We start from the raw sequence: 18797 nt of genomic DNA, 5'->3' as shown, positions 1-18797 counted from the left end.
AGCCTGCGCCGTCAATAGCTCGCTTTCTCCTGCGGCTGAGCGCTGGCGGATTTAAACATCGCCAGCCGGCGGTCCAGCGCCTGGGTGTACAGCATGGTATCGACCCCGACGGCGACGAAATTGGCCCCCCAGGCGAGACATTTTTCCGCCATCGCCGGGTCGACCGCCAGAAATCCGGCCGCTTTTCCCGCCGCGCGAATGCGCCGGATGCTCTGCTCAATCACCCGCTGCACGTCAGGATGGCCAGCATCGTCCGGGTGTCCCAGCGAAGCGGAGAGATCCGCCGGCCCGATAAACACCCCGTCAATGCCCTCCACCTCGAGGATAGCGTCCAGATTTTCCAGCGCGGTTCGGCTCTCCACCTGAATCAGCAGACAGAGTTCGTCATTCGCCTGCGCCATATAATTCTCCACTCTGCCCCAGCGCGCCGCCCGGGCCACGCCGGCGCCAACGCCGCGGCTACCGACGGGAGGATAACGGGTTGCCGAGACGACTTCCCGCGCCTGCTCGGCGGTATCGACCATCGGCACCAGCAACGTTCTGGCGCCAATATCCAGCACCTGTTTTATCAGGCTGCGGCTGCCCTCCACCGGACGGATCACCGGCTGACTGGCGTAAGGGGCGATGGCCTGGAGCTGATGATAAAGGTCCTGAATAGTGTTCGGGGCATGCTCGCCGTCGATCAGCAGCCAGTCATATCCGGAAGTGGCGGCAATCTCCGCCAGATAGGAGGAGGTCGAGCTCAGCCACAGGCCTATTTGCGTCTCACCGCGTAATAATCCACGTTTGAAGGGGTTTGATAACAGTGCGTTCATAGCGATTCCTTTAATCAATGCTGTACGCCGCCGCGCTGAGGAACCGCGCGGGTGAGGCTTAATGAGAAGATGATGATCACCCCGATGATGGCCACGCCGGCCAGGGTTAACAGTCCAGCGGCGCTGCTGGCGAACAGCGTTTCGGCCTGCACGCGAACGATCGGCGCCAGAAAGCCGCCGATGGCGCCAAACAGGTTAACGAAGCCAATCCCGGCGGCCAGCGCCGTGCCGGAGAGCAGCTGCGTCGGCATCGTCCAGAAGACCGGCTGCACGGCAATCACCCCAACCGCCGCCACGCACAGCGCGATGATAGCCAGCACCGGCGCCACCAGCCCGGAAACCGCAATCCCGACCGCTGCCGCCAGCAGCGTCAGCGCGGCAATATTGCGCCGCTCGCCGGTACGATCGGAGTAGCGAGGGATAAGCCAGGTACCGAACAGCGCCGCCACCCACGGAATAGCCGTCACCACCGAGGCAATGAAGCCGACTTTGGTGCCCAACAGCGCGGCGACCTGAGTGGGCAGGAAGAAAATCAGGCCATAGACCGCCACCTGAATGGTCATGTAGATCAGCGCCAGCTGCCAGACCCGCCCGTTACGCAGCGCATCGGACAGACGCGAGGTGACCTTTTTCTCCTCCTCTCGCGCCAGCTCGCTTATCAGGGCCTGTTTCTCCGCCGCGCTCAGGAAGCGGGCATGCTGCGGCGAATCGTCCAGCCAGAAGAAGGTGAACGCTCCTGCGGCGACGGCGAGCAGGCCTTCAATCACAAACATCCAGAACCAGCCGGGATGGCCCATAAACCCATGCATCTCCAGCAGCGCGCCGGATAAAGGCGAACCGAGGGTCAGCGCCAGCGGCGCCCCCATATAAAAAAGCCCCATAATGCTGGCGCGGTTTTGCTGGGGAAACCACTGAGACGTGAGGTAGATCATGCCGGGGAAGAAGCCCGCCTCCGCCGCGCCCAGCAGGGTACGTACCAGCAGGAATTTCGCTTCCGTATCCGCCCACGCCATCGCCGCCGACAGCACGCCCCACAGTAGCGTGGTGCAGCCGATCCATTTTCTGGCGCCAAATTTGCGCATCAGCAGATTGGCCGGCACCCCAAGAAAGGCATAGACCACAAAGAAAATCCCCGCCCCCAGCGCATAGGCTTCGTTGCTGAGGCCAGTGTCCAGCTGGTAGGTCTCTTTGGCGAAACCGATATTCGAACGGTCAAGAAACGCCAGCACGTACAGCGCCAGCATAAAGGGGATTAAGCGGGCGCGGTTTTTCTTCACCACGCTCTCCAGCAGAGTGTTGCTCATCATAATATCCTCAGGCGTGGGCCGCCGGGCGGCCCGGGGGATCAGTGTTGATAAGGACGTTTCAGGTTGCAGTCGCGATTGAGCTCGACGCCAAAGCCGGGTTTATCCAGTACCGATTTATGAATGCGCCCCCTCTCCGGCACCGGCTCGCCGAGCAGGATCGGGTCGAACTGCGGACGCAGCGTGGCGCAGTCAGGACTGGTCATCAGAAACTCGCTGAACGGCGTGTTGGTGAAAGTGATCACCGCATGATGTGAGTAAACCGACGAGCCGTGCGGCACCACCAGCTGCCCGCGCGCTTTAGCAATAGCCGCTATCTCCACCAGCGTGGTTAAGCCGCCGCACCAGCCGACGTCGGGCTGCATAATATCGATTCCGGTCTCCGACAGGGTGCGGAAGGACTGCAGGGTGCCGTGGTGCTCGCCGCTGGTCACCATCATCCCGGCCGGCGCCTGGCGCTTCAGCTCGCGATAACCTTCATACTGCTGCGGCGGCAGGCACTCCTCGATCCACTTGAGGTTGTAAGGGGCGCAGGCATGGGCAAGTTTGGTGGCATAGTTAACGTCCTGTCTCATCCAGCAGTCCAGCATTAACCAGAAATCCGGGCCGCATTTTTCGCGCATGTCCGCCACCATGGCGACGTCTTTGCGGATCCCGGCGTCGCCATCGTGCGGGCCCCAGTGGGTGGGCATTTTGCCGCCGATAAAGCCCATCTCTTGCGCCAGATCCGGACGAGCGCCGGTGGCATAGAACTGGATTTCGTCACGCACCGCTCCGCCCAGCAGTTTGTAGACCGGCAGGCCAACCACTTTCCCGAACAGATCCCACAGCGCGAGGTCGACACAGGAGATAGTGTTCATCACCAGACCACCGGATCCTGCGTAGTAAAGGGTGGCGTTGAGCATCTGGTCGTGGATCAGTTTGATATCGCTGACGCATTTGCCTTCGATAAAGCGGTTGAGATGTTTTTCCACGATAAAGCAGCCCATCTCTCCGGCCGTCGACACGGCAAAGCCGGTCTGCCCGTTGTCGGCTTCCACTTCCACAATCAGCGTGCCCAGCACGTTGATGCCAAACGACTGGCGGGACTGCTCATACTGTTTGTATTTGCTCATCGGGGTGGCGATATGATCGTCAATCCAGTGGTTAGCCCCCTGATCGTGGTAATCGCCGCCGCCGGCGCCCTGCTCTGCGGTGGCGCCGCCGGTAAACCAGGCGCGGACGTGTTTAATTTTCGGTAGGGTCATGGTGTTCTCCTTATGATGAGGCGAGTTGTTCAAAGGGGCTTTTCCACCCCAGCAGTCGTGAAATATCTTTCGCGCAGGCAATCGCCTTACCGGCAAGGTAATCGCGATTGTCTTCATTGATTTGCAGACGGGTACCCACCACCGAGATGGCGGCGGTCAGATCGTTATTGGCGTTAAAAACCGGGGCGGCCACGCAGCGCACGTCCGGATAGTCCTCGCCATTATCAAAGCTCCAGCCCCGGGCGCGGATCCGCCCCAGCTCCTCCCGCAGCTGTTGAGCATTGCTGATGGTCGTTGGCGTAGCCCGCTCCCACTGCAGATCATCGATAATCGATGCCTGAACCCCGGCGGGCTGCCAGGCCAGCAAACATTTGCCGATCCCGGAGCGGTAAAGCGACAGGCTCTTTCCTTCGTGCGAACGCACGCTAATGGTGGCGGGTGATTCAATTTTCAGAATGTAGTAGGCGTTACCGTGATCGATAATGCCCAGATGGCAGAGCAGGCCGCACTCATCCATCAGGCGAGTCAGGCGCGGCCGCGCCAGCTCGCGCAGGTCCATTTTGCTTAGCGCCTGCCCGGCCAGCTCCACCAGTTTGGTCCACAGGCAGTAGTTATCCTGATTATCCATACTGATGAAGCGCTGCTTTTTCAGCTCGCCCAGCAGCAGATAAACCGTGCTTTTCGGGATCCCCAGCTCCGCTATTATCGTCGCCGCGCTGCAGGGTCCGATGCGGCCAATTAAATTGAGGATCTCAATCGCGCGGGTCAGCGCCGGGACTTTCGTTGATTCCAACATACTGGACTCCAATCCTGAATACTGGAATCAGTGTTGCGGTTGTCCGGGCGGTAAAGTGTGAGCGACATCGCGGGGCAATCGCTTTCCCGTATGCTGGACCGTTCGCAGCGGAAAATTGCGACTTAACGCACAGAATTTTTTCAGGAGAGTACAACAGGCTGGACAACCGGCGCCCGGGAGAAGCCCGCGCGCCGGGAAACGACTTACATTGAGAGGGAATCCACCACGTTAATCCAGCCATGTTCACTGGCCAGCGGTTGGCCATTCAGCCAGCGACGCAGCAGGTTTAATGCCATCATGGCGCAGACTTCCTGGCGTACCGCCAGGCTGTGGCGGGTGACGCTAAACTTCACCCGCAGCGCGAAGGTGCCGTCGGGGGTGGCCAGGGCCACGTTAAGATGATCGTTTTCCTGGCCGCTCACCGCCAGGGCCAGGCCGGCAAAATGGTTAATGCGCCGCTCGGCCGCCCAGCGGGCCGCCTGCGCCAGCGTCTCCTCCTGCGCCGGGACCACTTCGCTGGCCAGCAGCGGCGCGCCGGCGCGGGACAGCTGGAGCGCCAGCAGACCGCCGGTAAACTGCTCGCTGAGCGTCAGGCTCAGCTGCCGCTCCTGCAGGCAGCGTGCAATCTGCGCCGGTAACCCTTCAGTGCCTTCGAAAATCAGGCTGTCGCCAGCCACTTTACGCACTTCCGGCCACAGGGCCAGCATGGCGTCACGCTGGTCAGCCGGTCCGGTCAGCTTCAGCTCAATGATCGGCATCGACGAGCGGTAGCCCATTACTACGCCAGGCGGTAACGTCAGCGGATTGAGGTTTTGCGCCAGCTCGCTTTCCGAGCGGCCAAAAGTGGTCAGCCGCAGGCATACCGGCGGTTCCGGCAGCGTAAAGCGCTGGCGCAGGCGCGGTAAAATCTCCTGCTCGACCATCACTTTGAATTCAGAGGGAACGCCGGGGGTGAAAAACATCAGGCAGCGATTGAGCTGGATGGCAAAGCCGCAGGCCGTGCCCACCGGGTTATTGATCATCTCGGCGCTGGCGGGGATTTCCGCCTGCTTACGGTTGCTTTCCGCCATCGGCCGCCCGCGTTCAGCAAAGAAGCGGGTCATGGTTTCCAGCCACTCCGGATGCAAAATAAGTCCTTCGCCTTTCGCGGTGGCCGCGGCCAGCGCGCTCAGGTCGTCGCTGGTTGGGCCGAGGCCGCCATTGACGATCAGCACATCCGCCTGTTCGCTGCGTTCGCGAAGAATCGCCACCAGCGCATCGAGATCGTCGCCGACGGTATTACGGCGCGTTAATGGTAAACCCTGATTAAAAAAGAAATCCGCCAGCCATGCTGCATTGGTGTCAACGATTTGACCATGCAACACTTCATCGCCAGTGGACAGCATTTCCACATTCAACATTGCTCACTCCTTGCCTGCCAGGTGGCAAATACTATAACGCAAAGCGGGAGGCTGACGAGGAGGAAAATCTGGCGCGGCAAGAAGAGACCGCGCTGGAGGAGATTAGAAGCTGGCGCTGGCGCCGATGTACGGGCCGTCGGCGATGGTGTTATCGCGGTTGCCATCTTTGCCCGCCAGGTTCAGATAGCGATAGCCTGCCTGGATGCTGAGCGGACGCATAATGGTCCAGCTGGCGCCGACGTTGGCTTCCTGATAGCTGTCAATGCCGCTGGAGAGGGAATCTGGAGAGTAGTAGTAGTCGCCATACAGACGGAAGCTGTCGCCGATTTTCCACTGCAGGCCGCCGCCGACCGCGGCCGCATAACCTTCATCACCCTGTTTCGGGTTGGTGTATACCCCTTTACCGCCCACGGTCGCCAGGAACGGCCCCAGCGGAATATTCAGGCCCAGGCCTAAACCCGCGGCGTCGCCATCGTTATCGCTGTGCAGCCAGTTACCCGAAACAGCCAGACCGGTGGACTCGGTGCCGAAGCCGACCCCAAGGTTGGTGTAATGCTCGCCTGCTTCGCCGGTAACGCTGATCGCATGGGCCGCCGAAGAGACCAGCATGACGCCAGCCAGCGCCATAAAAATGCTTTTTTTCATTATTTACTCTATCCAGAAAATTAAAATCAAAGAAGTCCCGAAAAAACCTGAAAATTCTACTGCGCACTCGTCAGGAATCAATGACCTGGCGAAATGATTTTTCACAAGAGTGTAACCAGTTGCGTCTTTTTACAGCAATACCGCCGCGCATTTGCGAAAGAATGTAAATTTCACCGCATTCATATTCAGTAGAATTATATTTAATTAGGTTGTATTGATTGAATAAATCTATATTTACCTGCGCAATCGCCATTGCGCAGGCTGTTTGAAGGAAGCAGAAAAATTAATGGGCGAGCAGGGCCAGGCGCTCCGGCGCAAGCCCCGTCAGCTTCGCCACCAGCGCCAGATCAAGCCCGTTTTCCAGCATCGCCTTGGCAATACGTTGCGCAGCCAATTGTTCTCCCTGTTCAAGACCTTGCTGCAGGCCCTGCTGATGGCCGCGTTGTTCCAGAAACTGGGCAATGTTCATTAGCGTCTCCTTATGCAGCCGTCTGGGGACATTTTGCGCAAGATTACGTAAAAAGGCGACCGGATCGGCGGCATTTCCTGCCTGTAAAAAATAGTGAAGCAGCGTCCTGAGCTGTCTGCGGCTAGTGTATCCCAGCGCCAACAGGCTGGCTAGTTGCTCCTGCAGTTCCATCATATCGCGTTGCCGGATATGCTTTTGCAGCAACTCAAGCATCGCGACCCGTCGGTGCTGCATTATTGTATCGTCAGGAAGCACCGTGATATCGATTAAGTGAAAATCCTGATTGTATACTTGCCGCGCGGTTTGCGGATGAGCAAATCCTTCCAGCCAGCACATGGGATACGGCCAGGGCGAGACTTGCCCATGATAAAAAAGCAGCGGGATCACCAATGGCAGTTGCGTATGTCCTTTATCCAGATGGCGCTGCATCGCTGCTATCGCATAACGCATCAGGCTAAATGCCATATGACGGTCCGCAGAGCTTTGATGTTCGATAAGCAGATAGATATATCCGTCCCCCGCCTGGGTTTGCAGCGAGTAAAGAATATCGGAATGGCTGGCGCGCAGGTCTTCATCGATAAAACTTCCGGACTCCAACTGCAGCGTTTGCAGATTGCATAATTCTCGCAAATGTTCAGGAAGGTGAATGTCCAGAAAATCCCGCGCCGTCGCCCGATGCGACAGGAGGTGTTTAAACACGGCGTCATGTGGGGAATGGGTGGTCCTTTCCATGGTGGCTCTCCATACGATAATTTTCGCTTAACTTATCACTCTGTAAAGCCAGCGCCGTATTTCCCTTGCGGTTTGCCGAGGCGCCTCGCAAACTGTTTCCTCGATACCCGGCCCGACTTACTGCGAAGGAGAAAAATCATGCGTCAAAGGACGATTGTTTGCCCGCTAATCCAAAATGATGGCCATTACCTGTTGTGCAAGATGGCTGCCGACCGCGGGGTTTTTCCCGGACAATGGGCCTTGTCCGGCGGCGGCGTGGAGCCGGGGGAAAGTATTGAAGAGGCGCTGCGACGCGAAATCCGCGAGGAGCTTGGCGAAAAACTGCAGTTGACCCGTATCACGCCATGGAGCTTCCGCGACGATACCCGCGTGAAAACCTATCCCGACGGGCGCCAGGAAACGATCTATATGATCTATCTGATCTTCGACTGCGTTAGCGCCAATCGCGACGTAACGATCAACGAGGAGTTTGACGATTACGCCTGGGTGAAAGCGGATGAGCTTAAAAACTACGATCTCAATGCCGCCACCCGCCTCACCCTGAGCATGAAGGGGCTACTCTGACGCCACGGTCAGCAGGCGCAGCGTCGCCTTCAGTCCGCCCAGGCTTTCGCTGCGCGAAAGCTGCAGGTGGCTACGATGCAAACGTGCGATATCGTTAACCAGCGCCAGGCCCAGCCCGGCGCCGGGAATCGCGCCCGCGTTATCGAGGCGGCGAAACGGCATCAGCGCCTGGTGTACCTGGTGGTCGTCAATTCCCGGACCGCTGTCTTCCACGCTGAGCAACACGGCGTCGCCGTCGCGATGCAGGCTAAGCGTGACCGTTCCATATTCCGGGGTATAGCGAATGGCATTGTCGAGCAGGTTAGCGCACAGCTCCCCCAGCAGAACGCTATCGCCTGCCACATATACCGCCGACTGCTCGCCCTCGTAGCCAAGATCGATATGTTTGCTCCGCGCTTGCGCGATACGTGAAAAGCAGCTGTTGCGCACAATCTCCGGCAAGTTAATCACCGCAAACGCCTGCTCCCGCTGTTTTACCGTCGCCAGCTGCAGCAACCGCTCCGTTAACAAGACCGTATCGTCCAGCGTGGCGCTCATCGCCTGCAGACTTTCGCGCCACAGTTGCGGATCGTCGCTGGCCAGGGCTACCGAAGCCTGCGTTTTCAGCACCGCCAGCGGTGTTTTCAGCTGATGGGACGCATCGGCGCTGAAGCGCTCCTGGCGGGAGATCATCACCCGCAGGCGGTCGATATAGCGGTTGAACGCGACAATCAGCAGCCGCGTTTCCGACCAGGGCAGCAGCTCCGGCAGCGGCGTCAGCAGACCGGGTTCACGGCGCACCATCAGCGCGGAGAGCTGACGCATGGGCCGCAGCACGCGACGCAGCAGCCAGGCTGCCAGCACCAGCGTCAACAGGACCAGTAACCCCTGCGACACCCAGGATGAGAAGAGTAATTGTCCGGCCAGCCAGCGGCGGGACTGCAGCGTTTCGGCAATATATATCTCCGCCATGCCAACGATGCCGCCTTCGTTGATGGGCTGCAGCAGGCGCGCCACGCGGATTGCCTGACCGCGATATTCGGTATGATAAAACCACGCCAGCGCCGGATAGAGCTGAGTTCGCGAGGTGGAGGGCGGCATCGCGGGCAGATCGTCATAGCCGGAAATGACCTTCCCCTGCGGGTCGAGCACCTTGTAATAGAGACGATCGTTCATATTGAGCTCGAAGCTGTCCAGCACCACCCAGGGCACATTCACCTCCAGTTGCCCTCCGCGAACCACCAGCTGCTCGGCCACCGTCCGCGCCGACGACAGCAGGGTACGATCGTAGGCTTGCGTCGCCGCCTGCAGCGCGCTGACGTAGCTGTTAAACGCGGAGAGTCCCCACAGCAGGACCAGCGGCAGGCCGAGAAACAGCAACAGTTGGGCATAGAGCGATTGCGGCTTACTCCATCTCATGGCGCTCGCACTCAAGCAGATAGCCTAAACCGCGCAGGGTGGTTATACGCACATTGCTCGCCTGAAGTTTCTTGCGCAGACGGTGAATGTAGAGTTCGATGCTTTCCGGACTGACGTCATCGCTGAGGCTGAACACCTGTTCGAACAGCTGCTGACGGGAAACCGGGCGAGTGCGGCGAAACATCAGCACCTTCAATAGCGCCAGCTCGCGCGGCGTCAGAGACAACATCTGGCCGCGGAGTAAAAAATAGCCTTCGTCACAATACGCCAGCTCGCCAAGCTGCTGCACCTCATGCACCTGCCCTTCGCTGCGCCGGAGCAGCGCCCGCAGGCGGGCGTCGAGCTCTTCCAGCTCAAAGGGCTTGGGTAAATAGTCATCCGCGCCGGCATTTAAGCCCTTCACCCGGTCCGCTACCGCGCTGCGGGCGGTCAGCAACAGCACCGGCAGGGTCTGCCCGCGCTTGCGCAGCCGCTGCACCACTTCAAGGCCATCGAACCCCGGCATACCGATATCCAGCACCGCCAGCGCATATTGCTCGCTTTGCAGCAGATGGTCGGCCGCACGCCCGTCAGCGACGCAATCTACGGCAAAACCGCCCTGCACCAGCGCTTTTTCCAGCCAGTGAGCCAGCTCACGATTATCCTCGGCTAATAAGAGACGCATATCACATCCTGTAACGTTGCTGCTGCATTGAAAGGGAAATGAAAGGTAACTGTTTTAACAATCATGCAACCGAATCGCCATATGTCGGTTCACATAATCAAAAAAACCTGCCCTGTACCTGCTGAGGAAGCCTATGAAAACGCCATTTTTCCGCCATCTGAGCGCCATCGCGCTGTGCCTTTGCACCACATCCGCCTTCGCCGCAGAGGCCCCGTCCCGCACCGAATGTATCGCGCCCGCTAAACCCGGCGGCGGCTTTGACCTGACCTGTAAGCTGATTCAGGTGAGCCTGATGGAAACCGGCGCTATCGAGAAACCGATGCGCGTCACCTATATGCCCGGCGGCGTGGGCGCGGTAGCCTACAACGCCATTGTCGCCCAGCGCCCGGCAGAGCCGGGGACCGTCGTCGCCTTCTCCGGCGGCTCGCTGCTGAACCTGTCGCAGGGTAAATTCGGCCGTTACAGCGTCGATGACGTGCGCTGGCTGGCGAGCGTCGGCACCGACTACGGCATGATCGCCGTGCGCGCCGATTCGCCATGGAAAGATCTGAAGTCGTTTATGACCGCGATGGAGAAAAATCCCTCCAGTATCGTGATTGGCGCCGGGGCCTCCATCGGCAGCCAGGACTGGATGAAAGCGGCGCTGCTGGCGCAAAAAGCCAACGTCGACCCGCATAAAATGCGCTATGTCGCCTTTGAAGGCGGCGGCGAGCCGGTGACCGCGCTGCTCGGTAACCATGTGCAGGCGGTCTCCGGCGATCTCAGCGAGATGGTGCCCTATCTGCAGGGCAATAAAATCCGCGTGCTGGCGGTCTTCTCCAGTGAACGACTGCCGGGCGCGCTCGCCGATGTCCCCACCGCTAAAGAACAGGGCTACGACCTGGTCTGGCCGATTATTCGCGGCTTCTTTATGGGCCCGAAAGTCAGCGACGCCGAGTACCAGTGGTGGGTCGATGAATTCACTAAACTGCAGCAAACCGAAGCGTTCAAAAAGCAACGTGAACTGCGCGGCCTGTTTGAATTCAACATGAACGGCAAGGAGCTCGATACCTACGTTAAGCAGCAGGTCAGCGACTATCGCGAACAGGCGAAAGCCTTTGGCCTGGCAAAATAATCCGCGGAGGCGCTAATGAGCGATCGTATTTTTGCCGGAGTGTGGCTGTTGTTATGTATTGGCGGTCTGTTTATCGCCTGGCAGATCCACAGCGAATACGCCTATGAACCCGTCGGCCCGCGTCCCTTCCCGCTCGGGATCATTGGCCTGATGCTGCTGTGCTCGGCGTTAATGTTGCTGCGTCGCCCGGACGCCGTCGAGTGGCCGGGACGGCATGTGCTGCAGCGTCTGCTGACCATGGTCGTGGTGCTGGTGGTCTACGCCTGGGGGTTTGAATGGCTCGGTTTTCCACTGGCCACCGCGCTGCTGACGGCGATCATTGGTCTGCTGTTCGGCGCGACGCTGCCGGCGGCGGGCATTGCCGGCGTCGCGATGGGCGTGTCGTTATGGTACGCCTTCGACACCCTGCTCGATGTCACCCTGCCCCTTGGCATCTGGTTTAATTAACGGAGGCGTTTATGGATACCTGGATCTATCTCTCGCAGGGCTTCGCCGTCGCCATGACGCCGGAGAACCTGCTGATCGCCCTGATCGGCTGCTTTGTCGGGACTATCGTCGGCCTCCTGCCGGGGCTGGGGCCTATCAACGGCGTGGCGATTCTGCTGCCGCTGGCTTTCGCCCTGCATTTACCCGCGGAATCGGCGCTGATCCTGCTGGCGACGGTCTATATCGGTTGCGAATACGGCGGGCGTATTTCATCAATTCTGTTGAACGTGCCCGGCGATGCCGCCGCCATTATGACCGCCCTCGACGGTTATCCGATGGCCCAGCAGGGTCGCGGCGGCGTTGCGTTGTCGATTTCCGCCGTCAGTTCCTTCTTTGGCTCAATGATCGCCATCGGCGGTATTATTTTGTTCGCGCCGCTGCTCGCCCAGTGGTCGCTGGCGTTCGGTCCGGCGGAGTACTTCGCGCTGATGGTCTTCGCCATCGCCTGTCTTGGCAGCATGATGGCGCAGAACCCGCTGAAGTCGTTCCTCGCGGCGTTAATCGGCCTGGGTCTGGCGACGGTAGGGGTGGACGCCAATACCGGGGTTTACCGCTTCACCTTCGACAGCGTCCATCTCTCGGACGGCGTACAGTTTATTGTGGTGGTGATCGGCCTGTTCTCGGTTTCAGAGATCCTGTTGATGCTGGAGAGCACCAGCGGCGGACAAACGCTGGTGCGGAAAACCGGACGGATGCTGTTTAACACCAAAGAGGCCGCGCAGTGCGTCGGCGCGACCCTGCGCTCTTCGGTGGTGGGTTTCTTCGTCGGCATTCTGCCCGGCGCCGGGGCGACCATCGCCAGCGCCATTACCTACATGACGGAGAAAAAACTCAGCGGTAACAGCGATAACTTCGGCAAGGGCGATATTCGCGGCGTGGCGGCGCCGGAAGCGGCCAATAACGCCTCCGCCTGCGGTTCCTTTATTCCCATGCTGACGCTCGGCGTGCCGGGGTCCGGCACCACCGCGGTGATGATGGGCGCGCTGACGCTGTATAACATCACCCCCGGCCCGGCAATGTTCACCGAGCAGCCGGATATCGTCTGGGGGCTGATTGCCGCCCTGCTGATCGCCAACGTGATGCTGCTTATCATGAACATTCCGCTGATCGGCCTGTTCACCCGTATGCTGACCATTCCGCTGTGGTTTCTGGTCCCGGCCATCGCCGCGGTCTCCGCCGTCGGCGTCTACGCGGTACACAGCACCACTTTTGACCTGCTGCTGATGGTGGGGCTCGGGGTGCTCGGCTACATCATGCGCAAAATGCACTTCCCGATGTCGCCGCTGATCCTTGGCTTCGTGCTGGGGGAGATGCTGGAGCAGAACCTGCGTCGCGCGCTGTCGATCAGCAACGGCAATCTGGCGATCCTGTGGCAAAGCGGGGTGACCAAAACGCTGCTGGTGCTGGCTATCGCCGTGCTGGTGGTGCCGCCGCTGCTGCGTCTACGGCGTAAACAGCGCCAGCGTCGCGCCGAAGCCAATATCGGCTAAGCCGGCGAATTGACCCATTCGCGCAGCGCCCGGCGCGAGATCTTAATCCCACCGTTCTTTAACGTTTCCGGCAGCCGCAGCCAACGCACCGGCTGCTGGAAACGCGCCAGCCGTTCCGCGCTCCATGCCGCCAGCACGCTCATTTCGCAGCCGTCATCGCATTCCACCACCGCTACCGGACGCTGGCCATATTCCGCATCGTCCAGCGGCACGACAAACGCCTGCTGTATCTGCGGATGCGCCCCGATGATCCGTTCCACCTCCTCCGGCTGGATCCCTTCCCCACCGCTGAAAAAGAGATTATCCAGGCGCCCGAGGAGAGTAAGCCGTCCATCGATGATCTCGCCGCGATCGCGGGTGGCAAACCACCCTTCGTCGTTGGTCAATGGCAACAATTGACCGTCGCGCCAGTAGCCCGCGGCCATGCTCGCCGCCCGCAGCCAGACCTCGCCGGCAACGATTTTCATCTCCCGCCCCGGCAACGGCGCGCCCACATCCGCCGCGCCGTCGGCCTCTTTAGCGCAGACGGTGGAAGCGAATTCGGTCAGGCCGTAGCCGCAGTAGGTGCGTACCCCCTGCCCCCGCGCCCGCTCGGTCAATTCGACCGGGATCGCCGCGCCGCCGAGCAGCACCGCCTTGAGGGAAAGCGCAGCATCGTCATTCAGCAGGCGCCACAGCTGAGTCGGCACCAGCGAAGCATGGGTACAGCCCTGCAGCATCTGCGCCAGCGGTTGTTTATCGCGCACCGTCAGCCGCGCGCCGGCCAGCAGCCAGCGCCACATAATCCCCTGGCCGGAGACATGAAACAGCGGCAGCGACAGCAGCCAGTCATCTTCTGCGGCAAACGGCATCAGCGCCAGCACGCCGGCGGCGCTGGCCAGATGGGCGCTGGCATGATGCACCGCCGCCTTCGGTAAACCGGTCGACCCCGAGGTCAGCGTCATTGAGGCGAAACGATCCTCACGCCACGGCACAGCATGGGTTCCCGCTGTCGCCTGCAGGGTTAACGCCGGTAAATCCCCCGGCAGCGCATCGCCGTTAAGCACCAGCTGATGCTGGACGGTCAACGCTGGCAGCAGTTCCTGCAGCAACGCCGTCGGCAGCTGCGGATTCAGCGGCAGCACCCGCGCGCCGCACTGCAGCAGCGCCAGCCAGGCCAGCAGCGTCGACGGCTGGTTAAAAGCCTGCAGCGCCACCCCGTGACCTTCGGTTACGCCCTGCGCGGCAAACCCGGCCGCCAGCGCGTCAACGCGGGCGCACAGGTCGCGCCAGGTCAGCGGCTGGTCATTCAGGCGCAGCGCCTGCGCCTCTCCGCGCCGCTGGCGCCAGTGCCGCCAGGGCCAGTCGCGAAAGGTCACAGCAGCGGCTCCAGCGTATCGATGCTGAGCATCGGCAGGGTGCTTTCCGGCCACGCCCGCACCAGCTGGGCGCCCATCAGCGACAGGGTGTCCAGTCCGGGGATGGTCTGCGGCGTCAGCCAGGCGGCAACCCGCGCCAGCTGGGTTAACCCGAGGCTGGACTCGATCGACGAGCTGATCACCGCGCTCAGCCCCAGCGCATGGGCCGCGGCGACCTGCTGCTGAACCCGGTGTAAACTGCCGGTTAGCGTCGGCTTGATCACCACCGCGCGCACGCCCGGCTCGGCGACGAAGCGAAAATCCGCCTCGCGCAGGCTTTCATCCCAGGCGATAGCGATCCCGGTTTCGCGACTAAAGGCCCGCGAGTCCTCCCGCGTTTTACAAGGTTCCTCAAGAAAGGCAATGCGCTGGCGATACGCCGGATCGACATATTTCGCAAACTGCTGCGCTTTCAGCGGCGTCCAGGCCCGGTTGGCATCCAGACGCAACTGCAGGTCGGGGATGGCTTCCAGCAGCAGATTAACCACCATGCCGTCGCGGACCGCCTCCCAGAGCCCCACTTTCACCTTAGCGACTTTCTCGCCGGGCATCGCCGCCAGTCTGGCGAACAGCTCATCCGGATCGCCTGAGCAGAGCGGCGCCGCGCGATAATCCGCGGCCTGCGGCAGCTCGCCGCTGAGCTCCGCCTGCGCGCAGCTGATGCCAAAGGCGACAGAGGGCAGCGCAGGAAGCGCCGGCTCCGCGCCGTCGCGCCAGGCCTGAGCCCAGAGCAGTAGCGCCGCCTGCGCCTCCGCCAGGGTCTCTGCGCTGAATCCCGGCAGGGGAGAAATTTCCCCCCAGCCCTCCCGCTCACCCTCCCGCAGGTGGATGAACAGCCCGTCGCGGGTTTTTAACCGCCGTTCTCGCAGCACCACGCCCGCGTCCATCGGTATCTGCCAGCGGTAAACCTGCGAAACGCGCATTAGGGATTCCGTTTAAATTTGCTGAAGTCCGGCTGACGTTTCTGGTTGAAGGCATTGCGGCCTTCCTGTCCCTCTTCCGTCATGTAGAACAGCATGGTGGCGTTGCCCGCCAGCTCCTGCAGACCGGCCTGGCCGTCGCAGTCGGCGTTCAGCGCCGCTTTCAGGCAGCGCAGCGCCATTGGGCTGTTCTGCAGCATTTCACGACACCAGCGCACCGTCTCTTTTTCCAGATCCGCCAGCGGCACCACGGTGTTCACCAGCCCCATGTCCAGCGCCTGCTGCGCGTCATACTGACGGCAGAGGAACCAGATTTCGCGCGCTTTTTTCTGCCCGACGATGCGCGCCATATAGGAGGCGCCCCAGCCGCCGTCGAAGGAGCCGACTTTCGGCCCGGTCTGACCGAAGATGGCGTTTTCCGCCGCGATGGTCAGATCGCACATCATGTGCAGCACGTGGCCGCCGCCGATAGAGTAGCCGGCCACCATCGCCACCACCGGTTTCGGGCAGGTGCGGATCTGGCGCTGAAAGTCGAGTACGTTGAGATGATGCACGCCGGAGTCGTCCTGATAGCCGCCGTAATCGCCGCGGACTTTCTGATCGCCGCCGGCGCAAAAGGCTTTCTCACCTTCCCCGGTCAGGACAATCACCCCGATATTGTCGTCATAACGAGCATCCGCCAGCGCCTGGATCATCTCTTTGACGGTCAGCGGGCGGAAGGCGTTGCGCACCTGCGGGCGATTGATTGTGATTTTGGCAATGCCGTCGGCCGATTTGTGATAGCGAATATCGGTATAGCCTTCGGAACAATCGTGCCATTCAACAGGGGCATAGAGCATTGCTTCATCAAGAGAGATCATAGAATGTCCTTCAGTTAACTTGCCAGAATCTGCGCCAGACAGGCAATCACCGCCGCCGGGTTGTCCCGGTGCGCGTTGTGTCCGGCATGGTGAATAAGATGGAGATCCGCCGCGAGCGCCTGCGCGATGGCACGAAACTTCGCGTCGCGCTCGCCGCACAGGTAATGAAAGGGGAAATCGCGCGCCTGCAGGGACGCGCGCAGATCGGCCTGCCCGGCAAGGGAGGTCGCCTGCAGCATCTCGGCCAGCGTCGCGCCGTTGTTCCGGCTGCGTAAGGCGACCAGCGCCGCGCGCTGCCCGGCATCCAGTGAAGCGAAGACCGGCTGCTGATACCAGTCGGCAAAGACCTGCGCCAACGGCTCATGGCGAAAACGTTCCGCCCAGGCGCTGTCGTTGCTGCGCCGCGCCTGCCGCGCTTCGGCATCCTGCAGCCCCGGATGGCCGCCCTCAACGATCAGGCCGCGCAGGCCCGCGCGCGGCTGGCAGGCGAAGTTCATCGCCACCCGGCCCCCCAGCGAGTAACCGATCAGCCAGTAGTTAAGTATGTTGTAACTATTAAGCGTAGCCTGCAGCAGAATATTGACCCCGGCAAAGTCCTGCACCGCGATATCCGCCGAGCCGCCGTGGCCCGGCAGATCGAGATACAGCCGCGGCCAGGCGCGAAACGCGTCGCCTACTTCCCGCCACTCATGGCGGTCGCCGGAAAAACCGTGCAGAAAGACCAGCCAGGGATAACCCGGCTGGCCATGTTCGACTGCAGCGCTGAGGGTCACAGGCGACTTACCTGCGCCAGCAGCTGCTGGAGGGTCTGCGTGCCGTCGGTCTCATTGACCGCCAGCTCAATCACCGTCGCCCCTGCCCTGCGCCAGGCGCCGGCCAGCGCCTCATCCAGCGCCTGCCAGTCAGCCGGGCGATGATAGACCAGGCCGAACATCGCCGCCGCGTGGCTGAAATCAACGTCCTGCGGCATTAAGTAGAACTGGCGCCGCTCGTCCTGCGGCGTCGGCAGCATGGAGAAAATCTGCCCGCCGTTGTTGTTCACCACGATCAGCACCAACGGCGCCGACGCCTGGCGCAGCAGGGCCAGCGAGTTGAGATCGTACAGCGCCGAAAGATCGCCGACGATAGCCAGGGTTGGCCGGGCGCTGGCGCGCTGGACGCCGGCGGCGGTGGCGATCAAGCCATCAATGCCGCTGGCGCCGCGGTTGCTGTAAACCGGGTAGCCAGCCGGCAGCTGCGCCAGGGCGTCGATCAGGCGCACCACCAGGCTGTTGCCGACAAACAATTGCCCCTGTTCCGGCAGATAGCGCCGAATTCGCTGCGCCAGCTGCGCTTCGCCAAAGGGTTCGTTGCTGGCGACCGCCGCCTCCCACGCCTGTCGGGCCAGTTCAGGAATAGCCGTCGCCCACGGCTGGCGTTTCTCCGCCGGGTGAAGCTCAAGCCAGCGGTCAATGCTGGCGAGCAGACGACGGCCGCGGTGCTGCGCCGGATCGAGACGGCCGGGCAGATTATCCACCAGCCAGTATTCATCAGGCTCGCAGGTGGCCTGCCACTGCAGGACCCGCTTGCCGGTCAGGCTGCTGCCGAGCTGAACCACGATCTGCGCCTGCGCCAGCTCGCTCACCGCTTTGCCGTTGCCCAGCCACAGGTCAGCGCACGGCAGCGGCTGCCCGGTCTGTGACAGGATATCGCCGATCAGCGGCCAGCCGAGGGTTTGCGCCCACTCGGCCACTTTTTTCCCTTCGGCGGCGCTCATTCTGCCCCCCACGACCACGCCGCGCTTTTGCCGCCAGAAGAACCAGTCGCGCTGTTTCTCACTTTCCATCTGCAGCGCCTGACGTAACCAGGGTTTATCGCTCTGCCACCAGTTGCCGAGCTGCTGCTGCCACTCCACGCCGGTATCATCCATATCGCCATACAGCGGTTCGGCGAACGGGCAGTTGATATGCACCCCGCCGGCGTGCAGCTCGCCCAAGGCCTGGTCGAGGGTCGAGACCAGCCAGCGGGCGGAAATATCCTGCGAGGGACGCGGCAGAGAAATCGTCTGCGACGGATGGGAGGCGAACATCCCCGGCTGACGAATCGCCTGATTGGCGCCGCAGTCGATCAGCTCCGGCGGACGGTCAGCAGTCAGGAGAATCAGCTTTTCCCCGGTAAGCCCCGCCTCAATCAGCGCCGGATATAGGTTCGCGGTGGCGGTCCCGGAGGTCACAATAACCGCCACCGGCTGGCGACTGGCTTTCGCCAGACCGAGCGCCAGGTGGCCAAGGCCGCGTTCGTCAAAATGGGTATGATGGATAAAGGCGCGGTTTTCCGCCGCCGCCAGGGTTAAGGGTGTCGAGCGCGAGCCCGGCGCAATGCAGATATGCTGCACGCCGTGGCGCGTTAAAGCTTCCAGGATCACCGCCGCCCAGCGTCGGTTAAATGCGCTTACTGACATGAAATTGTCCGGTATCAAATATTGATGCTAAGTATAGATAAGGCAAAGTGACGGCG

Annotated in this window: 18 protein-coding genes; 4 read left to right on the top strand and 14 right to left on the bottom strand. The window is 61.2% G+C overall.

Annotated features, from left to right (window positions below; genetic code table 11):
- Positions 1-11 precede the first annotated feature (11 nt).
- From yfaU to ABLV54_RS24450, 7 genes are all read right to left on the bottom strand, one after another.
- The gene (gene yfaU, locus ABLV54_RS24480) at positions 12-815 is read right to left on the bottom strand and encodes a 2-keto-3-deoxy-L-rhamnonate aldolase (RefSeq protein WP_049013194.1); all 804 of its coding nucleotides are present in this window, start codon (positions 813-815) and stop codon (positions 12-14) included.
- A gap of 14 nt (positions 816-829) precedes the next feature.
- Complete coding sequence (locus ABLV54_RS24475) at positions 830-2119, bottom strand: MFS transporter (protein ID WP_032453561.1); 1290 nt, start codon at positions 2117-2119, stop codon at positions 830-832.
- A gap of 41 nt (positions 2120-2160) precedes the next feature.
- Positions 2161-3366, bottom strand: a complete 1206-nt coding sequence (gene rhmD / locus ABLV54_RS24470; RefSeq protein ID WP_348814245.1) for an L-rhamnonate dehydratase — start codon at positions 3364-3366, stop codon at positions 2161-2163.
- A gap of 10 nt (positions 3367-3376) precedes the next feature.
- Entirely contained in the window at positions 3377-4162 is a 786-nt protein-coding gene (locus ABLV54_RS24465) for an IclR family transcriptional regulator (RefSeq protein ID WP_044524252.1), read from the bottom strand.
- 203 nt (positions 4163-4365) lie between these two features.
- On the bottom strand, positions 4366-5562 hold the full coding sequence (locus tag ABLV54_RS24460; RefSeq protein WP_123822834.1) for a nicotinamide mononucleotide deamidase-related protein YfaY: 1197 nt from the start codon (positions 5560-5562) through the stop codon (positions 4366-4368).
- A 102-nt stretch (positions 5563-5664) separates the two neighbouring features.
- Positions 5665-6207: a YfaZ family outer membrane protein gene (locus ABLV54_RS24455; RefSeq protein ID WP_004201712.1), complete on the bottom strand. Its 543-nt coding sequence runs from the start codon at positions 6205-6207 to the stop codon at positions 5665-5667.
- Positions 6208-6490: 283 nt separating this feature from the next.
- Positions 6491-7408, bottom strand: a complete 918-nt coding sequence (locus ABLV54_RS24450) for an Rpn family recombination-promoting nuclease/putative transposase (protein WP_348814244.1) — start codon at positions 7406-7408, stop codon at positions 6491-6493.
- Positions 7409-7546: 138 nt separating this feature from the next.
- On the opposite strand from ABLV54_RS24450, the gene nudI reads away from it, so the two are divergent.
- Positions 7547-7972: a nucleoside triphosphatase NudI gene (nudI, locus tag ABLV54_RS24445; RefSeq protein ID WP_123822832.1), complete on the top strand. Its 426-nt coding sequence runs from the start codon at positions 7547-7549 to the stop codon at positions 7970-7972.
- On the opposite strand, the gene ABLV54_RS24440 is transcribed toward nudI, so the two are convergent.
- Positions 7964-9370, bottom strand: coding sequence for a sensor histidine kinase (locus ABLV54_RS24440; RefSeq protein WP_123822831.1), 1407 nt, complete (start codon positions 9368-9370; stop codon positions 7964-7966). The two genes, nudI and ABLV54_RS24440, sit on opposite strands and share 9 nt — an antisense overlap.
- Positions 9357-10034, bottom strand: a complete 678-nt coding sequence (gene tctD / locus ABLV54_RS24435) for a transcriptional regulator TctD (protein ID WP_032453566.1) — start codon at positions 10032-10034, stop codon at positions 9357-9359. The genes ABLV54_RS24440 and tctD overlap by 14 nt, the downstream gene beginning before the upstream one ends.
- Positions 10035-10167: 133 nt before the next feature.
- Between tctD and ABLV54_RS24430 the strand changes: the two genes are divergently transcribed.
- From ABLV54_RS24430 to ABLV54_RS24420, 3 genes are read left to right on the top strand one after another with little or no spacing between them, the layout of a single operon-like run.
- Entirely contained in the window at positions 10168-11148 is a 981-nt protein-coding gene (locus ABLV54_RS24430) for a tripartite tricarboxylate transporter substrate binding protein (protein ID WP_048297924.1), read from the top strand.
- A 15-nt stretch (positions 11149-11163) separates the two neighbouring features.
- On the top strand, positions 11164-11595 hold the full coding sequence (locus ABLV54_RS24425; RefSeq protein WP_023290501.1) for a tripartite tricarboxylate transporter TctB family protein: 432 nt from the start codon (positions 11164-11166) through the stop codon (positions 11593-11595).
- 11 nt (positions 11596-11606) lie between these two features.
- Entirely contained in the window at positions 11607-13124 is a 1518-nt protein-coding gene (locus tag ABLV54_RS24420; RefSeq protein WP_023290502.1) for a tripartite tricarboxylate transporter permease, read from the top strand.
- On the opposite strand, the gene menE is transcribed toward ABLV54_RS24420, so the two are convergent.
- The 5 genes from menE to menD are packed head-to-tail and all read right to left on the bottom strand — an operon-like array spanning position 13121 to position 18741.
- Positions 13121-14482, bottom strand: coding sequence for an o-succinylbenzoate--CoA ligase (gene menE / locus ABLV54_RS24415; protein WP_050533215.1), 1362 nt, complete (start codon positions 14480-14482; stop codon positions 13121-13123). The genes ABLV54_RS24420 and menE overlap by 4 nt on opposite strands.
- Positions 14479-15444: an o-succinylbenzoate synthase gene (gene menC / locus ABLV54_RS24410; protein ID WP_072422096.1), complete on the bottom strand. Its 966-nt coding sequence runs from the start codon at positions 15442-15444 to the stop codon at positions 14479-14481. Before menC ends, menE begins: the two co-directional genes overlap by 4 nt.
- Entirely contained in the window at positions 15444-16301 is an 858-nt protein-coding gene (menB, locus tag ABLV54_RS24405) for a 1,4-dihydroxy-2-naphthoyl-CoA synthase (protein ID WP_004201730.1), read from the bottom strand. Before menB ends, menC begins: the two co-directional genes overlap by 1 nt.
- A gap of 14 nt (positions 16302-16315) precedes the next feature.
- Positions 16316-17074 (bottom strand): 2-succinyl-6-hydroxy-2,4-cyclohexadiene-1-carboxylate synthase, encoded by a 759-nt coding sequence (gene menH / locus ABLV54_RS24400; protein ID WP_032453571.1) that lies wholly within the window; start codon positions 17072-17074, stop codon positions 16316-16318.
- A complete protein-coding gene (gene menD, locus ABLV54_RS24395) occupies positions 17071-18741 on the bottom strand; it encodes a 2-succinyl-5-enolpyruvyl-6-hydroxy-3-cyclohexene-1-carboxylic-acid synthase (RefSeq protein WP_064155536.1) in 1671 nt (556 codons plus the stop codon). Before menD ends, menH begins: the two co-directional genes overlap by 4 nt.
- Between the last annotated feature and the right edge of the window lie 56 nt (positions 18742-18797).

Origin of the sequence: Klebsiella sp. JB_Kp042, assembly GCF_040065275.1 — a bacterium.
Taxonomy (GTDB): domain Bacteria; phylum Pseudomonadota; class Gammaproteobacteria; order Enterobacterales; family Enterobacteriaceae; genus Klebsiella; species Klebsiella quasipneumoniae.
Note: the sequence above shows the minus strand (reverse complement) of the source record. Positions and strands in the feature narration are given on the sequence as shown.